Origin of the sequence: Pseudomonas sihuiensis, assembly GCF_900106015.1 — a bacterium.
Lineage (GTDB): Bacteria > Pseudomonadota > Gammaproteobacteria > Pseudomonadales > Pseudomonadaceae > Aquipseudomonas > Aquipseudomonas sihuiensis.
In genome coordinates, this window is sequence record NZ_LT629797.1 from 5,279,072 (window position 1) to 5,296,349 (window position 17,278).

General features: G+C 58.3%; 22 protein-coding genes and 1 tRNA gene. 8 read left to right on the plus strand and 15 right to left on the minus strand.

From position 1 onward, the window contains the following. Positions 1 to 63: 63 nt before the first annotated feature. The 4 genes from BLT86_RS24625 to moaE all read left to right on the plus strand — a co-directional run bounded on the left by BLT86_RS24625 (position 64) and on the right by moaE (position 3,003). The gene (locus tag BLT86_RS24625) at positions 64 to 1,455 is read left to right on the plus strand and encodes a PhoH family protein (RefSeq protein WP_017678167.1); all 1,392 of its coding nucleotides are present in this window, start codon (positions 64 to 66) and stop codon (positions 1,453 to 1,455) included. Between the two features lie 275 nt (positions 1,456 to 1,730). Beyond that, positions 1,731 to 2,207: a cyclic pyranopterin monophosphate synthase MoaC gene (gene moaC / locus BLT86_RS24630; RefSeq protein WP_013714224.1), complete on the plus strand. Its 477-nt coding sequence runs from the start codon at positions 1,731 to 1,733 to the stop codon at positions 2,205 to 2,207. After that, positions 2,204 to 2,446: a MoaD/ThiS family protein gene (locus BLT86_RS24635; protein ID WP_003459467.1), complete on the plus strand. Its 243-nt coding sequence runs from the start codon at positions 2,204 to 2,206 to the stop codon at positions 2,444 to 2,446. Before moaC ends, BLT86_RS24635 begins: the two co-directional genes overlap by 4 nt. A gap of 107 nt (positions 2,447 to 2,553) precedes the next feature. Continuing rightward, the gene (gene moaE, locus BLT86_RS24640; protein ID WP_017678166.1) at positions 2,554 to 3,003 is read left to right on the plus strand and encodes a molybdopterin synthase catalytic subunit MoaE; all 450 of its coding nucleotides are present in this window, start codon (positions 2,554 to 2,556) and stop codon (positions 3,001 to 3,003) included. Positions 3,004 to 3,206: 203 nt separating this feature from the next. On the opposite strand, the gene BLT86_RS25975 is transcribed toward moaE, so the two are convergent. After that, positions 3,207 to 3,371 carry a hypothetical protein gene (locus BLT86_RS25975; protein ID WP_017678165.1) on the minus strand — a complete coding sequence of 55 codons (165 nt, stop codon included), beginning with the start codon at positions 3,369 to 3,371 and terminating at the stop codon, positions 3,207 to 3,209. A 172-nt stretch (positions 3,372 to 3,543) separates the two neighbouring features. On the opposite strand from BLT86_RS25975, the gene BLT86_RS24645 reads away from it, so the two are divergent. Next, entirely contained in the window at positions 3,544 to 5,466 is a 1,923-nt protein-coding gene (locus tag BLT86_RS24645; protein ID WP_017678164.1) for a bifunctional metallophosphatase/5'-nucleotidase, read from the plus strand. A gap of 285 nt (positions 5,467 to 5,751) precedes the next feature. Then, the gene (locus BLT86_RS24650; protein WP_017678163.1) at positions 5,752 to 6,666 is read left to right on the plus strand and encodes a DMT family transporter; all 915 of its coding nucleotides are present in this window, start codon (positions 5,752 to 5,754) and stop codon (positions 6,664 to 6,666) included. A 218-nt stretch (positions 6,667 to 6,884) separates the two neighbouring features. On the opposite strand, the gene BLT86_RS24655 is transcribed toward BLT86_RS24650, so the two are convergent. The 3 genes from BLT86_RS24655 to BLT86_RS25855 form a co-directional block, all read right to left on the minus strand. Then, positions 6,885 to 7,331 (minus strand): hypothetical protein, encoded by a 447-nt coding sequence (locus BLT86_RS24655; protein ID WP_017678162.1) that lies wholly within the window; start codon positions 7,329 to 7,331, stop codon positions 6,885 to 6,887. Positions 7,332 to 7,356: 25 nt separating this feature from the next. After that, positions 7,357 to 7,521 (minus strand): hypothetical protein, encoded by a 165-nt coding sequence (locus BLT86_RS25980; protein ID WP_017678161.1) that lies wholly within the window; start codon positions 7,519 to 7,521, stop codon positions 7,357 to 7,359. A gap of 105 nt (positions 7,522 to 7,626) precedes the next feature. Then, positions 7,627 to 7,836 carry a hypothetical protein gene (locus BLT86_RS25855; protein ID WP_033377562.1) on the minus strand — a complete coding sequence of 70 codons (210 nt, stop codon included), beginning with the start codon at positions 7,834 to 7,836 and terminating at the stop codon, positions 7,627 to 7,629. Between the two features lie 241 nt (positions 7,837 to 8,077). Between BLT86_RS25855 and BLT86_RS24665 the strand changes: the two genes are divergently transcribed. After that, positions 8,078 to 8,154, plus strand: a tRNA-Met gene (locus BLT86_RS24665). A gap of 78 nt (positions 8,155 to 8,232) precedes the next feature. On the opposite strand, the gene BLT86_RS24670 is transcribed toward BLT86_RS24665, so the two are convergent. The 8 genes from BLT86_RS24670 to BLT86_RS24700 form a co-directional block, all read right to left on the minus strand. Next, positions 8,233 to 8,601: a hypothetical protein gene (locus tag BLT86_RS24670; protein WP_017678159.1), complete on the minus strand. Its 369-nt coding sequence runs from the start codon at positions 8,599 to 8,601 to the stop codon at positions 8,233 to 8,235. Between the two features lie 112 nt (positions 8,602 to 8,713). Next, positions 8,714 to 8,881, minus strand: coding sequence for a YhfG family protein (locus tag BLT86_RS24675; RefSeq protein WP_086005925.1), 168 nt, complete (start codon positions 8,879 to 8,881; stop codon positions 8,714 to 8,716). Between the two features lie 132 nt (positions 8,882 to 9,013). Then, a complete protein-coding gene (locus BLT86_RS24680) occupies positions 9,014 to 9,457 on the minus strand; it encodes a glutaredoxin domain-containing protein (RefSeq protein WP_026088697.1) in 444 nt (147 codons plus the stop codon). Between the two features lie 137 nt (positions 9,458 to 9,594). Then, positions 9,595 to 9,909 carry a type II toxin-antitoxin system RelE family toxin gene (locus tag BLT86_RS24685; RefSeq protein WP_017678157.1) on the minus strand — a complete coding sequence of 105 codons (315 nt, stop codon included), beginning with the start codon at positions 9,907 to 9,909 and terminating at the stop codon, positions 9,595 to 9,597. Beyond that, complete coding sequence (locus tag BLT86_RS24690; RefSeq protein WP_017678156.1) at positions 9,875 to 10,147, minus strand: type II toxin-antitoxin system Phd/YefM family antitoxin; 273 nt, start codon at positions 10,145 to 10,147, stop codon at positions 9,875 to 9,877. Before BLT86_RS24690 ends, BLT86_RS24685 begins: the two co-directional genes overlap by 35 nt. A 340-nt stretch (positions 10,148 to 10,487) precedes the next feature. Then, positions 10,488 to 10,880 (minus strand): HigA family addiction module antitoxin, encoded by a 393-nt coding sequence (locus BLT86_RS26270; RefSeq protein WP_269458107.1) that lies wholly within the window; start codon positions 10,878 to 10,880, stop codon positions 10,488 to 10,490. A gap of 3 nt (positions 10,881 to 10,883) precedes the next feature. Next, entirely contained in the window at positions 10,884 to 10,970 is an 87-nt protein-coding gene (locus tag BLT86_RS26525) for a FitA-like ribbon-helix-helix domain-containing protein (protein WP_408003035.1), read from the minus strand. Then, on the minus strand, positions 10,970 to 11,470 hold the full coding sequence (locus BLT86_RS24700) for a BRO-N domain-containing protein (protein WP_017678154.1): 501 nt from the start codon (positions 11,468 to 11,470) through the stop codon (positions 10,970 to 10,972). The genes BLT86_RS26525 and BLT86_RS24700 overlap by 1 nt, the downstream gene beginning before the upstream one ends. A 1,369-nt stretch (positions 11,471 to 12,839) precedes the next feature. Between BLT86_RS24700 and BLT86_RS24715 the strand changes: the two genes are divergently transcribed. Continuing rightward, the gene (locus tag BLT86_RS24715) at positions 12,840 to 13,208 is read left to right on the plus strand and encodes a hypothetical protein (protein ID WP_017678151.1); all 369 of its coding nucleotides are present in this window, start codon (positions 12,840 to 12,842) and stop codon (positions 13,206 to 13,208) included. A 278-nt stretch (positions 13,209 to 13,486) separates the two neighbouring features. Here the strand turns inward: BLT86_RS24715 and BLT86_RS25860 are convergent, their stop codons facing one another. From BLT86_RS25860 to pth, 3 genes are all read right to left on the minus strand, one after another. Further along, a complete protein-coding gene (locus BLT86_RS25860; RefSeq protein ID WP_157719689.1) occupies positions 13,487 to 15,238 on the minus strand; it encodes a HEPN domain-containing protein in 1,752 nt (583 codons plus the stop codon). A gap of 295 nt (positions 15,239 to 15,533) precedes the next feature. Beyond that, positions 15,534 to 16,634 carry a redox-regulated ATPase YchF gene (gene ychF / locus BLT86_RS24720; RefSeq protein WP_017678150.1) on the minus strand — a complete coding sequence of 367 codons (1,101 nt, stop codon included), beginning with the start codon at positions 16,632 to 16,634 and terminating at the stop codon, positions 15,534 to 15,536. A 24-nt stretch (positions 16,635 to 16,658) separates the two neighbouring features. Continuing rightward, positions 16,659 to 17,249, minus strand: coding sequence for an aminoacyl-tRNA hydrolase (pth, locus tag BLT86_RS24725; RefSeq protein WP_021488174.1), 591 nt, complete (start codon positions 17,247 to 17,249; stop codon positions 16,659 to 16,661). Positions 17,250 to 17,278 lie beyond the last annotated feature (29 nt).

Sequence of the window (17,278 nt, forward strand, 5' to 3'; positions counted from 1 at the left end):
TGTCCGGCGCAGCACCGCCTCTGGTATTGCGTCGCCTGGCTACTACAAGAAGGTGACCGACGTATGGATGACCACGGACGCTCCAAGCCCACCGCTCCAACCCTCTACGCTCTCGACACCAACGTCCTGATTCACGATCCCAACGCCTTGCTCAACTTCGAAGAACACCACGTCGCCATCCCGATGACGGTGTTGGAGGAACTCGACAAACTGAAATCCGGCAAGCACGGCGTCGCCGCCGAATGTCGTCAGGCCATCCGCCTGATCGACCAGATTCTCGCCGGGGCGGAGCCCGAGGACGTCGAGTACGGGGTACCCATCCAGCGCGGCAAGAGCGGCCCCTGCGGTCGCCTTTCCATCCTTATGAGTAAAAGTGCGGCGCCGGTGACCTGGCTGCCGGAAAACCTCAACGACAACAAGATCATCAACCAGTTGGTGGAGCTGAAGTCGCGCAACCCCGGTCTGTCCGTGGTGCTGGTGACCAAGGACATCAACATGCGCCTGAAGGCGCGCGCCTGCGGGATCGACGCCGAGGACTACCACACCGACCAACTGGTCGATGACGTCTCGCTGCTGTCGAAGGGTTATCACGACATGCCCGGCTCGTTCTGGGATCGTGTGAGCAAGGTCGACACCCGTCAGGACCACGGGCGCACCTGGCATCGCGTACAACTCATCGACAACCTGCCGGCGGTGCACGTCAACGAGTTCATCCTCGATGAACAGGGTTTCGTCGGCTGGATCAAGGCGATCAAGGGCGACGAGCTGGTGATTCTCGACATGCACCAGGAGCCACTGCTGCATCAGGAAGCCTGGGGCCTGAAACCGCGCGACATCCATCAGGCGCTGGCGCTGTTCGCCTTGCTCGACCCGGACATCCACCTGGTCAACCTGTCCGGCGCTGCCGGCTCCGGCAAGACCATCCTGGCGCTGGCCGCGGCCATCGAGCAGACCATGGTCAGCAAGCGCTACCGGCGCATCATCGCCACCCGCAGCGTGCAGGGGCTGGATCAGGAAATCGGCTTTCTGCCCGGTACCGAGGCGGAGAAGATGGAGCCCTGGCTCGGCGCGATTACCGACAACCTCGAAGCGCTGCACATGGAGGACGAGAGCACTCACGGCAGCGTCGACTACATCCTGCAGAAGGTGCCGCTGCAGTTCAAATCCCTCAACTACATCCGCGGGCGCAGCTTCCAGCAGAGCCTGATCCTCATCGACGAATGCCAGAACCTCACCCCGCACCAGATGAAAACCATCATCACCCGTGCCGGCAACGGCTCGAAGGTGGTGTGCCTGGGCAACCTGGCGCAGATCGACACCCCCTACCTGTCAGCGCCCAGCTCGGGTCTGACCTACCTCACCGAACGCTTCAAGGACTTCCCGCACGGCGTGCACATCACCCTGCAAGGCGTACCGCGCTCGATCCTCGCGGAGTACGCGGAAACCCATATGTAACCCTCGGGCTGTTAAACACTCGCGCCCCTGCTCGCAAGAGCAGGGGCGTTTTAGTCTGCATTAATGAATCTGCACAAGTCCCGTGGGAGCGGCTTCAGCCGCGATGATCGCGGATAAATCCGCTCCTACAGTCGTGTAGCCGGATACAGTCAGTAGCCCGGATGAAATCCGGGGATTTTTGCCACTCTGGCCCCGGATTTCATCCGGGCTACAAGATGACTGCAAATCCTGACCTGCAGGTTTACAATCGGTCGATTCCCGTCTGGAGCTTTCCCGTGCTGACTCACCTCGATTCCCAAGGCCGCGCGCACATGGTCGATGTCACCGACAAGGCGACCACCTTCCGCGAAGCCACCGCCGAAGCGCGCGTGCGCATGCTGCCCGCCACCCTGCAGATGATCGTCGCCGGCGAGCATCCCAAGGGCGATGTGTTTGCCGTGGCGCGTATCGCCGGCATCCAGGCCGCGAAGAAAACCAGCGATCTGATCCCCCTGTGCCACCCGCTGATGCTCACCGGCGTCAAGGTCGAACTCAGCGCCGAAGGTGACGACACGGTGCATATCACCGCGCGTTGCAAACTGTCCGGGCAAACCGGTGTCGAGATGGAAGCACTGACTGCCGCCAGCGTCGCCGCGCTGACCATCTATGACATGTGCAAGGCCGTGGATCGCGGCATGGTCATCGAGCAGGTACGCCTGCTGGAAAAACTCGGCGGCAAGAGCGGTCACTACAAGCTGGAGGAACAAGCATGATCCGCGTGCAATATTTCGCCCGCTACCGTGAAGCCCTGGGCCGTGACGACGAACAACTCAGCGGCGACTTCGCCACCCTCGACGACTTGCGCCTGCACCTGGTCGCCCGTGGCGGCGAATGGGAAGTGCTGGGTGAGCAGAACCTGATGTGCGCGCGCAACCAGGAACTGTGCAGCCTCGACGAACCGCTGGCCGAGGGCGATGAAGTCGCCTTCTTCCCCACCGTTACCGGTGGTTGACGCAGGTACCGTAGGGTGGGTCGGGCTGCGCTCTGCGTAGGGTGGGCTTTAGCCCACCATCAATCCACCGAACCGCCCCGGCCACAGCCCCATTAAACGAGACTCCCATGACCATCCGCGTCCAAGCCCAACCCTTCGACCCCGGCACCGAGCTCAACGCCCTGCATGCCGCCAACCTCGGCATCGGCGCGGTGGTTACCTTCGTCGGCTACGTGCGCGACTTCAATGAGGGGCGCGAAGTCGGCGGCATGTTCCTTGAACACTTCCCCGGCATGACCGAAAAGGCTCTGGGCAAGATCGCCGATGAGGCGCGTGAGCGCTGGCCGCTGCTGGGCATCGAGATCATCCACCGCATTGGCCGCCTGGAGCCGGGCGAGCCCATCGTCTTCGTCGGCACCAACAGCGCCCATCGCCAGGCCGCGTTCGATGCCTGCAATTTCATCATGGATTACCTGAAGACCCGCGCGCCGTTCTGGAAGAAGGAAGACACCAGCGAAGGCCCGCGCTGGGTTGAAGGCCGCTGCAGCGACCAGAGCGCCGCCGAGCGCTGGAAGTAGTAGGGAGTCTTGGGGCTGTTACCTGGACCCACCTTCGGCGGGGCGCCATCAACCGCTTGTTGGATTACGCGGCGCACGGCCTGAAGGCCGGTATTCTGCGTTGCCAGCTTTAGTGGCCGCGAAAGCCTCATCACGTGTAGGAGCTGGCTTGCCAGCGATGCTTCAAGCGGATCGCCAGCAAGCTGGCTCCTACAAGAGCGGTTTCACGCCAACGCCAGATGCACCCGCAACGCAATCGGCACCAGCATCAGCAGTACGCCCAAACCCAGCACGCGTACGCCCCATTCGTGTTCGCGAAAGTTGAAGCCGACTCCCAGCAGCAGAAAGCCACCGATCAGCAGTATCAACATCAGGTGATAGTGGTCCATGGCGCTTCTCCACTTCGCAGTCCTGATTACAGCTTAGTCCCGCCGTCTGGGTTGGGGCTGATCTGGGGCAATGAAAGTCTGACTCGATTGGCGACAACGTGCGTCTCGATCGGTCGCTGCCTGGCGTCATGGCCTGCTCCATACTGTGTGCAGTCATCGTCAAGGATCGTCCATGCGCCTGTTCCTCTCTCTCCTGCTCGCCGGCCTGCTGAGTGCGACGCCGCTGGTCGCCGCCGAGCGCCATTTCACCATCCTGCACAGCAACGACTGGCAGTCGCGCCTGCTCGGCTTCGGCCCCAACAATGAATACAGCCCGGCGACGGTGAACGATGACGACACCGTCGGCGGCGTCGCCCGGCTTGCCACATTATTGAATGAACGCCGCGCAGCAGCCGGTGAAGAACCTCTGCTGTTGCTAGATGGCGGCGACTTCACCATGGGCACGCTGTTTCACACCATTGCCCGCGAGATGGGCAGCGAGCTGCGTCTGATGAGTGAGCTGGGCTATGACGCCGCGGTGATCGGCAACCACGAATTCGACTTCCGCCCGGCCGGCTTGGCCGCGATGATCAGCGCCGCGCACAAGGCCAAGGGCGACACGCTGGTGCCGCTACTGTCGAGCAACATGCGTTTCGATGCCGCGAGCAAGGCCGATGACAGCCTGCAGGAGCACGTCGAAGCCGGGCGCATCCTGCCGTACAAGTTGATCGAGCGCGGCGGCATCCGTTTCGGCCTGTTCGGCCTGCTCGGCAACAACGCCGTGGCCGTCAGTCCGATGATCAAGCCGGTGACCTTCGCCGACCCGGTCGCCACCGCCAGGGAAACCGTGGCCAAGCTGCGCGAGGAGGGCGCCGAGGTGGTCATCCTGCTCTCGCACATGGGCGTCACCCAGCAGGCCGATGGCAGCTGGCGCGGCGAGGAAGTGGAACTGGTCGAGCAGGTGCCCGGCGTCGATATCGTCGTCGGCGGCCATTCGCATGTGGCGCTGCCGCAGCCGGTGCTGGTGGGTGGGCGTACCCCGGTGGTGCAGGCTGGTTCCGAGATCCAGTACCTCGGCGAACTGCGCATGAGCCTGGGCGACGACGGCGTGCCGCGTGTGCGCGACTATCGCCTGCACGCCGTCAACGACAGTATCGTCGGCGACGCGACCATCACCGCCAAGGTCGAAGACTTCAAGCAGGTGGTCAGCGAGCGCATGCTGACGCCCAAGGGCTATCGCTTCGACCAGCCGCTGGCCAAGGTCGACCAGAGCCTGGGCCGTGATTTCACCGACCAGACCCTGGCCAACCTGGTCACCGATGCGCTGCGTCATGCCGTCGATGCCGACCTGGCCTTCACCGGCAACGGCACCATCCGCGATGACCTGCTCAAGGGCCGCAATGGCGTGCAGGACGTCTCCGACCTGTTTCGCATCGCCCCGCTGGGCATCGGCCAGTTCGACGACGAACCGGGCTACCCGATGATCAAGGCCTACATCAGCGCGCGCGAAATCAAGTCACTGCTGGAAGTGCTGCTGCTCGCCTATCAACTGCGTGACAGCCAGAGCTATTACCCGCGGGTTTCCGGCGTGCGCTTCACCTACAACCCGTGGCGCGTGCCTTTCGACCGCGTCAGCCGCATCGAAATCGGCGATCCGCACGGCGGCTACCGTGACCTGGATCTGAACGACACGCGCCTCTACAGCATCGGCGCCACCAGCTACGTCGGCAGCTTCACCTGGCTGGTGCCGGACCTGACCAAGGGCCTGCTCAACGTCATCCCCAAGGATGCCGAGGGCCGCCCGCTGCCGCGTATCGAAGATGCCATCATCGACCAGGACCCGGATAAGGAAGGCGTGCAGGAACTCAAGGAATGGCAGGTGCTGCTCGACCATATCCGCAGCCTGCCGGATCTCGATGGCGACGGCCTGGCCGATATTCCCACCAGCGGTGCGGCTGCCGAAGCGCGCATGATCCGCGCGCCCAGCCTGCACCCGGCCGAGCTGTTCCGCCTGGCCGGGCCGATGCAGTGGGGCGCAAGTGCGGTGATCCTGGCCGGCGTGCTGCTGATTCTCTGGCTACTGAGCCGCCCGCTGCGCCGCCGCAGTCAGCGTTAACGTCCGTAGGGTGCGCCGCGCGCACCGAATACGCCGAGATACTGCAACGCTCGCCGCTGAAGCGCCTCCCGCGGTTTGGCTCGAGGGGCTTTAGCCATGATGCTGTCACTGCAGAGTTGGTGCGCACGGCGCACCCTACGGTCCGCCACCTTGCCAAGCCTGTAATGCCTCCGTATGGTGCAAAGCCGCCTGATTCGGAAGCTACGCAATGATCGCTCAGCACTGCTCGCTCGGTGACCGCGCACAGCCGGCCAACCTCCACTCAGATAAATGTCGCGTCACCTCATGAACGCACTCAATCATTCGCGCCCGCTGGCGCTGTTCGGCTTGCTGCTGGCCAACCTTTGCTGGTCCGGCAACGCCCTGGTGGCGCGCGCCTTCGCTGGCGAGATCGCCCCGTTCACCCTGTCGTTCTGGCGCTGGTGCCTGGCCCTGGCGCTGCTGCTGCCCTTCGTTGCCATGCCGTTGTGGCGCCATCGCGTGGCCGTGCGCACTGCCGGCTGGCGCCTGCTGGTGCTCGGCGGCCTGGGCATCGCCGGCTACAACTCGCTGCTCTACAGCGCGGCGCAGACCACGGCAGCCATCAACATCTCGCTGGTCAATACCTGCCTGCCGCTGGTGACCTTCATCGGCGCCGGGCTGCTGCTCAACGAGTGGCCGGCACGCCGCGCCTGGTGGGGCATGCTGGTGGCGGTAATGGGCCTGGCGGTGCTGATCAGCCAGGGGCAATGGAGCCGCCTGGCCAGCCTGTCATTCAATCAGGGCGACCTGATCATGCTGCTGGCCGTGGTCGACTGGGCGCTGTACTCGCTGCTGCTGCGGCGCTGGTCGGCGTACCTGCAGCCGATCCCGCCGCTGGCATTGCTGGGCGTGTTCATCCTGCTTGGCGTACCGCTGATTCTGCCGTTCTATCTATACGAACTGAGCCAGGGCGCGCATCTGGCAATCAACGTTGCCAACCTCTCGGCCGTCGCCTACACCGCCGTGTTCGCCTCGCTGCTGGCCTACCTGGCCTGGAACCACGGCATCCGCGTGATCGGCGCGGCCAAGGCGGCGCTGACCAACTACCTGATGCCGGTATTCACCGCGTTGCTGGGGTGGGTACTGCTGAACGAGAGCCTGCAGCTCTATCACTGGCTGGGTGCCGCGATGATCTTCGGCGGCCTGCTGCTGGCCACGCGGCCAGGCAAAACACTATAGGAGCGGCGGGGCTACACAAACGCAGCAGGCACTGCATCACCCTGTAGGAGCCGCGCCTCGCGGCGAATCGCATGAACACCGCGAAAGCAAAAGCTTCGCCCCGGGGCGGGGCTCCTACGCAGGGCTGTACCGCTTGTTAGCCGCGGGTGGACCACGCCTCGATCCACCTTTCAACGCCGGCGGATGAAAAAGGCGTCATCCGCCCTACGGCGATCCCCTCACTCCGGCTTCAACATCACGAAGGCTTCACCGCCTTCTCGGTCGTGCATCAGGATGAACGGCTGCCCGGCGATCATCATCCTCACCGGCACCTTGCGCGGCACCGTGGTGCCGGCATTGATCGCCGCTGCGCTGAGCAACTGGCGAGTCAGGCTGTCATCCTCCTGCGCCTCGCTGGTTACCACGCATTCGTGGCTGACCTTGACCTGAATGCTCAGGCTCTTGTCCGCATTGAAACCGACGGTGGCGAAGCCCATATCGGTCATCTCGGTGACGCCATGCTGCCGCGCCACGCGATGCGCCTCGGCAAAGCTCGGCGCCGTCTGCAGGCAGATGTCGCGAAAGGCCTGCACCACCGGCGAAGTGACCGGCACTGGCGGCTGCGAGCCCAGGTTGGCGCAGGCGCCGAGAAGACCAACGCTGACAAGCAAGGCGAACTTTTTCATCACATCATTCCTTAATGAAGGGTGTTCAGGGTTGCTGGCAAAGATCATGCCCCAGCAACTGCGAGGCCAGCCCTTTGGCCAGATAGGTCTCCACCACGCGGCCATCGCCGCATTCGGTCTTGTGGCCGATGGCGAAACCAATGGAAAGCAACACGAATAGCGCCAGGCCGATATTCTGGATGGGCGTCATGACAGGGCTCGCTGGGTAAACAATGGGGCAGGATGAAGAGGCGGGCAGGGGATGGCAAGTGCCAACCTCATCGTCAGCACGCCCGCTGGTGCAGAGATGTGACTGTTACGGCAGCGTGATGGACAGATCGCCCAGCATGAAGCGCGCAATGATCATCCAGGCAACCGCACTGATGATGCCCAGCACGCTGTAGCCGACGACGATGCCAATCGCGATCTGCTTCCACAGCCCGGCATGGCGGTTGGGTTCGTTGCGGTAGTGCGTCGGCATATCACGCTCCGCCCGCAGATCGTCGAAATCGTCTCTCGCTCTCAAGGTGCTCTCCTGGTTCGTTGGCCAGCGCACGGCGGCGCTGCAGCCTGCTGGAGGCGGATTTTCCGGCATCGCCTGACAGCCCCGCAAGCACCGTCCGAGCGGTTGAGAGGTCAGCCGCAGGCTCAGAAACCAGCGATTGAGCGCATCGCCACCACTGAAGCCTAACCGCTTGATAAAACGTAAATTTATCGATGATCTGGGGTTGACAGCGGTAGGCGAGACGCGGACAATGCGCGCCGTTGGCTACATAGCTCAGTTGGTTAGAGCGCAGCATTCATAATGCTGATGTCCCAGGTTCAAGTCCCGGTGTAGCCACCATAAATTTCAAGGGGTTAGCGAAGCTAACCCCTTTTTATTTGCGCGTAAAAAAGGGCGCCTGAAGGGCGCCCTTTGCGCTTAGCTGCCGATCGCTCCCACGCATGAGGTGTAGCGCTTGGCGATAGCGATCACCTCGGCCTTGCTGGCAAAGCTCTGAGGGGACTGGCCAAAGATGCGGTTCTCGCACATTTCCCGATAGTTCTCGTAACGCGCCATGCAATTGGCAGGCGTTGAGCCGCCTGTAACCTGGTAGCTGGGGTCGCTGCATATGAAGGCTGCAAGGTTGTTGGCGCCGACTTTCACCTCATCGAGGCTTACGCTTGTGGCCTCTGCCTTCTTCAGCAAAGCCTGGTAGCTATCGACCGTGATGGCGGTAACGGAGAAGTGCTCGTTGTAGACGTAATAGCCACCGGCGGCGATGGCGATCAGCAGTAGCAGTGTTTTCACGTGGTTCATCCTTGATGGCGAAAGGCCGGCAGATTAATTGCTCGCACTGAGGCTGTCCATGGCGTTCTGGGGGCGAGTGCCAGGGCAGGAACAATCCGCCCCTTTGTTTTTTTCAGGCCTCCCTAGACCGAAGTTTGTTCAATACCGCTTCGCGTGAAGGTAATGGGCGTTCCGCATCGGCAGGAGTGACCTGAAAACCCGCCAAGCGCAGGCTGGCGAAGTTGGAACGACGCACCTTGGCAAAGTAGGCCTTTTTGATCTGCAAAGATGGGTGCGACATGACGCTATCTCTATCGACGGTGACAATCGTTTCAGCGATCAGGCGAACGCCCGTTAGCCAACCTGCTTCAGGTCTACGTGTGCCGGATTGGTCAGCTTAGGAAAAGGAGATGAATTAATTTTCTGCTGCCTGTCACGGGTAGATGCTCTGGAAACTCGCGACGGTAAATCCATTCAAGCGCTTGTTTCCTACCAGTATGACGGGCACACCATTGCCGCCAATCGAGTCATAGGCTTTGCGGGCTCGCTGGTCCTTCTCGATATCGTATTCAACGAAGCTGATACCGTTCTGCTGGAAATACTGACGGGCCTGCCTGCAGTAGCCGCACCAGGCAGCGGAGTACATGACGACGCGCCGCGATGTCGTGCCCTGGGCTGGCGTGAAGGATTCGTAGCTGACGCTTTCGTAGGAGTTGATCTTGAGCGAGAGCTGCTCGGCTTGGTCCTTGTCCTTCGGCTTGTCACCAAAATGAACGCGGCCACTCTCATCCGTCCACTTGTAGATTTCCGCAGAGCAGATCAGCGGCAGGATGGCGATCAGGGCAAGAATGAGTCGGATCACGCGGGCAGCTTCCATGCAGGGGAGGGCGTGCTGGCAGTCCCAGGAGCACCACGCTTCAGGCCAAGGGGGCAGGACTCAACACATGCAATGGATACTAGCCAATGACCCTCATGTACGGAAGCCCCGTTTTTACAGGCATCCGGCCGGGTTTCTTACAAGCGGCTGGCGGCGCTGCCATAGACCTTGCTGCGCTCGCGCTTACCTACGGCGATCACGGTAACTACCAGACGGCTGTCGATCACTTCATAGACCAAGCGATAACCGATGGAGCGCAGCTTGATCTTGTAGCAGTTGGGCATATCCCGGAGCTTGTCGGCCTCGATCCGAGGATTCTCAAGGCGTTCCTTGAGCTTCTTGGCGAACTGCAACTGTATGGTTTTGCCCAGCTTGCCCCACTCCTTGAGTGCTTGGGCGTTGAACTCCAGGGCGTACTCAGTCGGCTCCGCCGGCTTGCGCGATGAGGTCATCGATATCTACTCGTACAGTAGGTTCACCAGCCCGAGCGCGTACGATTTCAGCCAGTTGTAGATCGTCAATCAGCTCCAGCATGGCTTCATAGCGTGCGGGGGGCACAGCATAGAATGCAGGCTCGTTTCGATTGAGGATCACAACCGTTTCACCGCCGCCTTCGCGGATGGTTCCCATAGGATCTTTTTTGAGTTCTGTAACTGACGCGGCAACGTCAGCCAAAACCGCATAAGTCATCGCCATATCCACCTGTTCTCTGCTGTCTGCAATTCATCGTGCCTGAGCTCTATCTCAAAGGGCCGAACCTTCAAGCTTCACTGAGCTGATCTTGGTTCTTTCGCTATGGGCCGAGCTATCTCTATTCAGGTCTTTTCTTCATAAGGTCATTTGTGCGAACACGGGGTAAGCGTTCGTAGAATAGCGCCTATAAAGACGCCTTTAAAAGTGTTTTTAGGTGTCTTTATGCGAGGCGTCGTCCACACAAGGGGAGAACATGAAGCTTGTGGTGAGGGCTGACGAGGCTCGCCATTGGAAGGCCTTGGCGTTGCCTCGGAGGTGCTATCGATCCGGCTCCACGTCAGGGGGGAGATTGGTTGGTCATTCGAAAAGGCTTTATTTCCCTTTCAATCTCATCGCCGCACTCAGCGTACGCCTTGGCCAGAGAGTGCACGCTCTGCAGATTCATCCAGAGCTGGGCTGAGGTCCCGAAGTAGCGGCCAAGCCGTATGGCCATGACAGCAGTGATGTTCCGTCGCTCCCGCACTATGTCTCTGATGGTCGAGGCTGACACATTCAGCGCACGAGCAAGCGCGGAGTGCGTCATCCCGAGCTCCTTCAGAAATGCTTCGCGCAGCAGTTCGCCGGGATGGATAGCACAAGGGGAATTGAGCGAGCGATGCTGCCGTGCGCAGGTTACCTGCGCGCCGTGCTGGGTAGTGCTTAAGAGCGCATCCCGCAAGATTTGCCGCACTTCCTATGCCATCGAGCGCCCATTGCGGGATGCTTGGGCGCGCAAGCGTTGTTTGAGGTCGTCGTCCATGCGGATGGTCAGGCTAGCCATCAACGCCACCAGCGATTGAGCAGAGCACGCAACGAACGTTCGCCGGTTGCCGGCGGCGGGGCGAAGCGCGGCATATCGCGCAGGGCGATCCACAGATCGCCTTGCCATTCCAACAGGCTGATGCGCTGGCGATCCCAGGCCATCAGCGTGCGTTTGGGTTCCTGTGCGCGATGCTCCCAGGCGTCGCGCAGGGCGGGCAGTGCCTCATGAGTTAGCCAGCGGCGCAGATGGCGATTCTCGGGATGGCTGAAACGGCACAGGGCGCGGTAAAGCGCGGATTCGCTGAGCACCTGCACAGGCTCCGCATCGCCCTGGTGAGTGCGGAAGATCACCGTGCGTACCTGGTCGTCATCCATCAGCCGGCAGATCCGCTCCGGGTGGCGGTGCCCCATCAACAGGCCGAACTCCTTGGCGCAGACCCAGGGCTGGCGGTCGATCATCACGCCACGCAGCGGGCGGTTGTGGCGCATCAGCAGCAAGGGGACATAGCTTTCTTCCATAAAGGCCTCCGTGGATTCAGGCAGGTTCGCGTCTTCGCTGATTGGTGCCATGCCAAGCGCTAAGCCGGCATGCATTCTTGCTGCGTGTCGCTTTGCGGAAACCCGCTACAGGCTGGACATAGCCCAGAATCGAGGGCACACCAGAACAGGCATGTTCTATGTGATTACTCCTATAATCGGGCCACCAACAGCGCTGCGCTTTAAATGTACTAGGTACATGTGTGCATAATACATTTCGCTCGCTAAATGTACATAGAACATTTATGGTTTTTTCTAATGAGCGAAGGGATTACCGATAGAGGTCTTAGATTGCTGGAAATTGCCAGCATCAAGGCCCTGGCTGAAGCCGGAAGCACTGCCTACGTACGCTGGCAGAACATAAAGAGAGGCAAGGCCCGCATCGGGGCGAACGAGATCGAGATTCTCGGGCGAGTATTTCCTAGCTATAGGTGGTGGTTGCTTACTGGCGAAGCGATGCCGGAGCATGGCCAGACGAGCCCTGATTACGACGAAGCCAACCGAAACCAGAGTGGCTCAAACGCAGGGTAGGACAGAAAATAAATCTGTCCCCTTTTTCCAAGATTGCGCCAGAGATAGGCCAGACCAGCCCCGAATTCGACGAAGCCAACTGAAACTTGGCCAATCCAAACGCGGGATAGCGAACACACAGGAAGTAGCTAGGCGCTGGTACGCCCGTAAGCAGGTCATGGACGGCAAGCAATGATCACACTCGAAGCTCTCGAAAAGCGTAACAACCTCGGCTTCTCAATCGTGGCAGGCAGCGCTCTAAGCGGCTTGCTCTATATCGGGTTCAGCTTTTACGGAAGCCTCTACACGGGCTTCTACTGCCTCACGTGTTTCACATCCATTATCTGGCTAAGCCTCTCGTCAAAACGCTGGAATCCGCTTCTAGGGCTAAGGCAGCCCTATATATTCGATTGGGTGGTGGTAGCGTCTATAGCTTGGTTTATGACCAATAGCGTGATGCTGCCTGGTCACAAGATACTGGTCGGTGTGTGGATGACGGTATGTATGGCCGCCCCAGTTGTATCGGCCCGTAGAAAGCGGGCGAGGGATTAGTAGCTTGAGTAGTGGTTGCTTGGTGGGGCATACAATTAATCGTGGTCTGTCCCCTATTGTTACGATAAGAGAGCGAACCTGAGGACGAGCGAACTGGACTTGATGGCAGAGCGCTATCCTGAATACTCTCTGTGGCTGAGAACGGGCCGGGTCGATCCCGCCAATGGCGAGATCAGTCCTGACGGCGAATAGACCAGCCGGGATCTCACCAATCCAAACGCCGGGTAGTGATTACGCAGGATGCCGCTAAGTGGTGGGACGCCCGCAAGCAGCTCAAGGATGGCAAGCAATGATCACACTCGAAGCCCTCGAAAAGCTCCCTCGCAGCAAAGCCCTGGCCTGTTCAATGGGGGCTGGCGGCGCTTTAGGCGCCCTGGCTTATGTAGGGCTGAGGTTCTACGAGAATAACGACGCTGGCTTTTTCTCCGTCGCGTGTTTTGTCTCAGCTATCTGGCTAAGCCTTGTATCGACGCACTGGAATCCGCTGCTAGGTGTGAAGCAGCTCTATCTATTCGATTGGCCTATCGTGGCTGCGGTGGCTTGGTTCATGACCATCAACGTGCCTCAGCTAGGCCACAAGCTACTGATCGGCGCGTGCACAGCTATCTTTGCGACCGCCGGAGCGGTATCGGCGCGTAGAAAACGGGTGAGGGATTAGTAGTTTGAGTGGTGGTTGCTTGGTGGCGCATACAATTAATCGTGGTCTGTCCCCTATTGTTTCCCTATTGTTTCGACTGATCTGCATGGATATTTTGGGGGATTCCTCAGGGTCTGTCCCCTATTGTTCTGGTACGCCCGAAGGATAAGCAGCAAGGACTAGGATATGGGCTGATGCCGCAATCATAAATTTTGAAAAGGTATGTGCCGAGGATACTGCTTGAACCCTCGGCAGGGAGTTACGTAGATTAATCGGTTTTTGAAGCGATTAAGGCATCGTTAACGGGGAAATAAAAGTTTCTCAAAATTGACTTCGTCAAAAGATAAGCCTTTGGTCCTTAGAGCAGAATGATAGGCAGTGTAATTAAGCTCGACATGTTTGAATCCCTGTTCAATTGTATTGATTTTTCCTTCGGATGCCATTGTCATTAAAGCGTTTACAACGGTATCTAGGTAGTCGTGAATATTTTCAATAAGTACTTTGGCGAAAGTCGGAGTCGTACCCTCATGTACGATAAGGTTTCTTGCTCGATAGATTCGTCTAATTTGCCAGGACACTCTTTCTTTATGGCGATCAAGTATTTCGGCTACAAGGTCTGGGCTGCTGAGAAAACCCTTGATGTAGTTGTATCGCTCTGAAAGAAGTATAAATTCCCCAAACGAAGATTCGAGTCTCTTGCGAGCTGATTCGTGCTTTTGTAAAGATAAAAGACCAGCCAGTCGAGAAACTAGATCTTTTCCCTCTATATCCTTTAAAAGAATTTTCATAAAACGACCATTCCACCGGAATAGATCGCGGCATAGAGATAGTAGAAGTTTTTTTATGTAGGAGGAGTTTAGGAATGGGATTACAGAATCAACCACGTGCTCAATAGATGCCTTGTCTGATCCTTTGCTTGGGATGAGAGACTCCAGGGCAATCCATAAATTAATCATTTGATTTTCGACAGAGTCACTGCTTAAAGCTAGCGCATGAAGCTCTGCGCTGCGATGAAACTTTCTAAAGGACTCTCTCTTCATTGAGAAGCCAGCAACAAATTTAGTTAGTCTCTTGGCTGCGGGGCCTCGCTTTAGATCCACGCATTTATGCATTGGGTGAAGATTTTTTGTTGATCTAAGTGGCTTGTTACTATTTTCTTCAATAATTAAGCATTCAAAGCTAAGTCTGGGAGGTTCTTTGTGGTGATACAAGCCAATAAGAGTCTGTAATAACTCTATGCCTTTGTCTGCCGCGACCTTGGCAGAATAGGGGTCTTGTGAGTCAATAGCCTTGACACGAAGTAAATTCTGTCCGTTCTTGAGTTCAAAATTATTGTCTATGAGAAGTTCAGTGAAATCCCTGCTGTCATTGTAAATATCTATATCTAGGCGTTTGGCAGCCTCTGAGAACTCAGCAAAATATTCAGGTGTCTTATAGAAGGCCGTGTATTTCTTGAGTGTGCCGGAAAATATCTTAAGATATTCTCTTATAGCATCGCCGTTGGAGATTCGGTCGGAAGAGTAGAAGAAAAACTGTTGGGATTCTCTTTCAATATACTTGGAGGAATATCCGAAATTTAGAAGTGTGGTAATGTAGCTTCTGGTTAAGGATCGGATGGCGCTAAGGTTTTGCGTTCCAGTGATTTCGGAAATGAGCATTTCCTCATTTCGTTTTTTGTATAGATGTATTGGTATTTGTTTTCTTACAAGATCAAGCGTGATAAATGAGTCGTGACTAGTGGGGGCCTTTGAAAGGGAGTTAATAATACCTTTTACGTCAACATGTAGTAGGGACTGAGCAACCATGTCGCGGCTCAGGTTACTACAAAATTCTCTTGTGACATGCTCCAGATTAGGTTTCATGATGATGCCTTCTTCTACTTTTTTGAAAGTAGAATAAGCTTCGCTAGCCAGTAGTGCAGTATTCATTGCAGATGGTTTATACGCATCGATCGTATAGTCAAAAAGAAGTTCATCAATCAACTGAGCAAAGTAGAGCAGGCCTTTGGAGCTTGTAATGTCATCCCACTTCCGTGTGCTTCTAAAACGCATATAGTTACCTAGTGCTTATAAAGGTAGGGAGAAAAATATGAGTCTAAATTATCGCGATACATGCTCGACGTAAATAGCTGGGGGACTACATTAGTCGAATGTTCTGGAAAGGACTGGCGTAGCCAGTATGCGGGAGGGCTGAAAGCCTCGGTTTATGGGGGGGCTGGCTCAGCGGGGCGGTTCGTAGCGGATTCATAATCCCCAACCCGCACCATCCCCAACCCAACAATTCCAAACCCCAAAAACAACAAAACCCCGCCGAAGCGGGGTTTTGTTTATGCGCTGCTGCCAACGATCAAACGTTAAAGCGGAAGTGCATCACGTCGCCGTCCTTGACGATGTAGTCCTTGCCTTCCAAGCGCCATTTGCCGGCTTCCTTGGCGCCGGCTTCGCCCTTGTACTGGATGAAGTCGTTGTAGGCGATGACTTCGGCGCGGATGAAGCCTTTTTCGAAGTCGGTGTGGATCGCGGCAGCCGATTGCGGGGCGGTGGCGCCGACCTTGACGGTCCAGGCACGTACTTCCTTCACGCCAGCGGTGAAGTAGGTCTGCAGGTTGAGCAGCGAGTAACCAGCGCGGATCACGCGGTTCAGGCCCGGCTCTTCCATGCCCATGGTTTCGAGGAACATCTGCATTTCTTCGAGATCGTCCAGTTCGGCGATCTCGGCTTCGATCTTGTTGCACACCGGCACGACGATGGCGCCTTCCGCTTCGGCGATGGCGTTGACCACGTCGAGGTGCGGGTTGTTCTCGAAGCCGTCTTCGGCGACGTTGGCGATGTACATCACCGGCTTGGTGGTGAGCAGGTGGAAGGTCTTGGCCAGGCGCTTCTCGTCGTCACCCAGGTCCTTGAGCAGGCTGCGCGCCGGCTTGCCTTCGGTGAGGTGGGGGATGAGCTTTTCCAGCAGGGCTTTCTGCGCCACGGATTCCTTGTCGCCACCCTTGGCGGTACGGGCAACGCGCTGCAGTTGCTTCTCGCAGCTGTCGAGGTCGGCCATGATCAGTTCGAGGTCGATGATCTCGATGTCACGCTTGGGGTCGACGCTGTTGGCAACGTGGATGACGTTGTCGTCTTCGAAGCAGCGCACCACGTGGGCGATGGCGTCGGTCTCGCGGATGTTGGCGAGGAATTTGTTGCCCAGGCCTTCACCTTTCGACGCGCCCGCGACCAGGCCGGCGATGTCGACGAATTCCATGGTGGTGGGGATGACCTTCTCGGGCTTGACGATCTCGGCCAGGGCATCCAGGCGCGGGTCGGGCATGGGCACGATGCCGCTGTTCGGCTCGATGGTGCAGAAGGGGAAGTTCTCCGCCGCGATGCCGGATTTGGTGAGGGCGTTGAACAGGGTGGACTTGCCGACGTTGGGCAGGCCGACGATGCCGCAGTTGAATCCCATGATGTGTCCCTCGGTAAAAGATGGTTACTTGGTGGCCTTCTGGCTATGCAGTTTGCGCATGGCCACGGTCCAGTCGCCGGCGAGTATTTCCGGCAGGACGTCCAAGGCGAAGTCGATGCTCTTGTCGAGCAGTTCCTGTTCGCTGCGTGGGGCGCGTCCGAGCACGTAGCCGGAGACCAGGCTGGCGTGCCCCGGATGGCCGATGCCGAGCCGCAGACGATGGAAGTTATTCTGGTTGCCGAGCTGGGCGATGATGTCGCGCAGGCCATTGTGCCCGCCGTGGCCGCCGCCCTGTTTGAGCTTGGCGACGCCGGGTGGCATGTCGAGTTCGTCGTGGGCCACCAGGATTTCTTCGGGTTTGATCTTGAAGAAATTGGCCAAGGCCGCCACGGACTGGCCGCTGCGGTTCATGTAGGTGGTGGGGATGAGCAGGCGAACTTCGCGCCCCTGGTGAACGAACTTGCCCACCAGGCCGAAATACTTGCGATCGACAGAGAGGTTGACGCGCTGGCTCTCGGCCACGCGCTCAACGAAAAGGGCCCCTGCATTGTGCCGGGTCTGGTCGTATTCGGGGCCGGGGTTACCCAGGCCAACGATCAGTTGTACGGCAGTCATACAGGAGCCCTTTTGAGGAAATCGCCCGG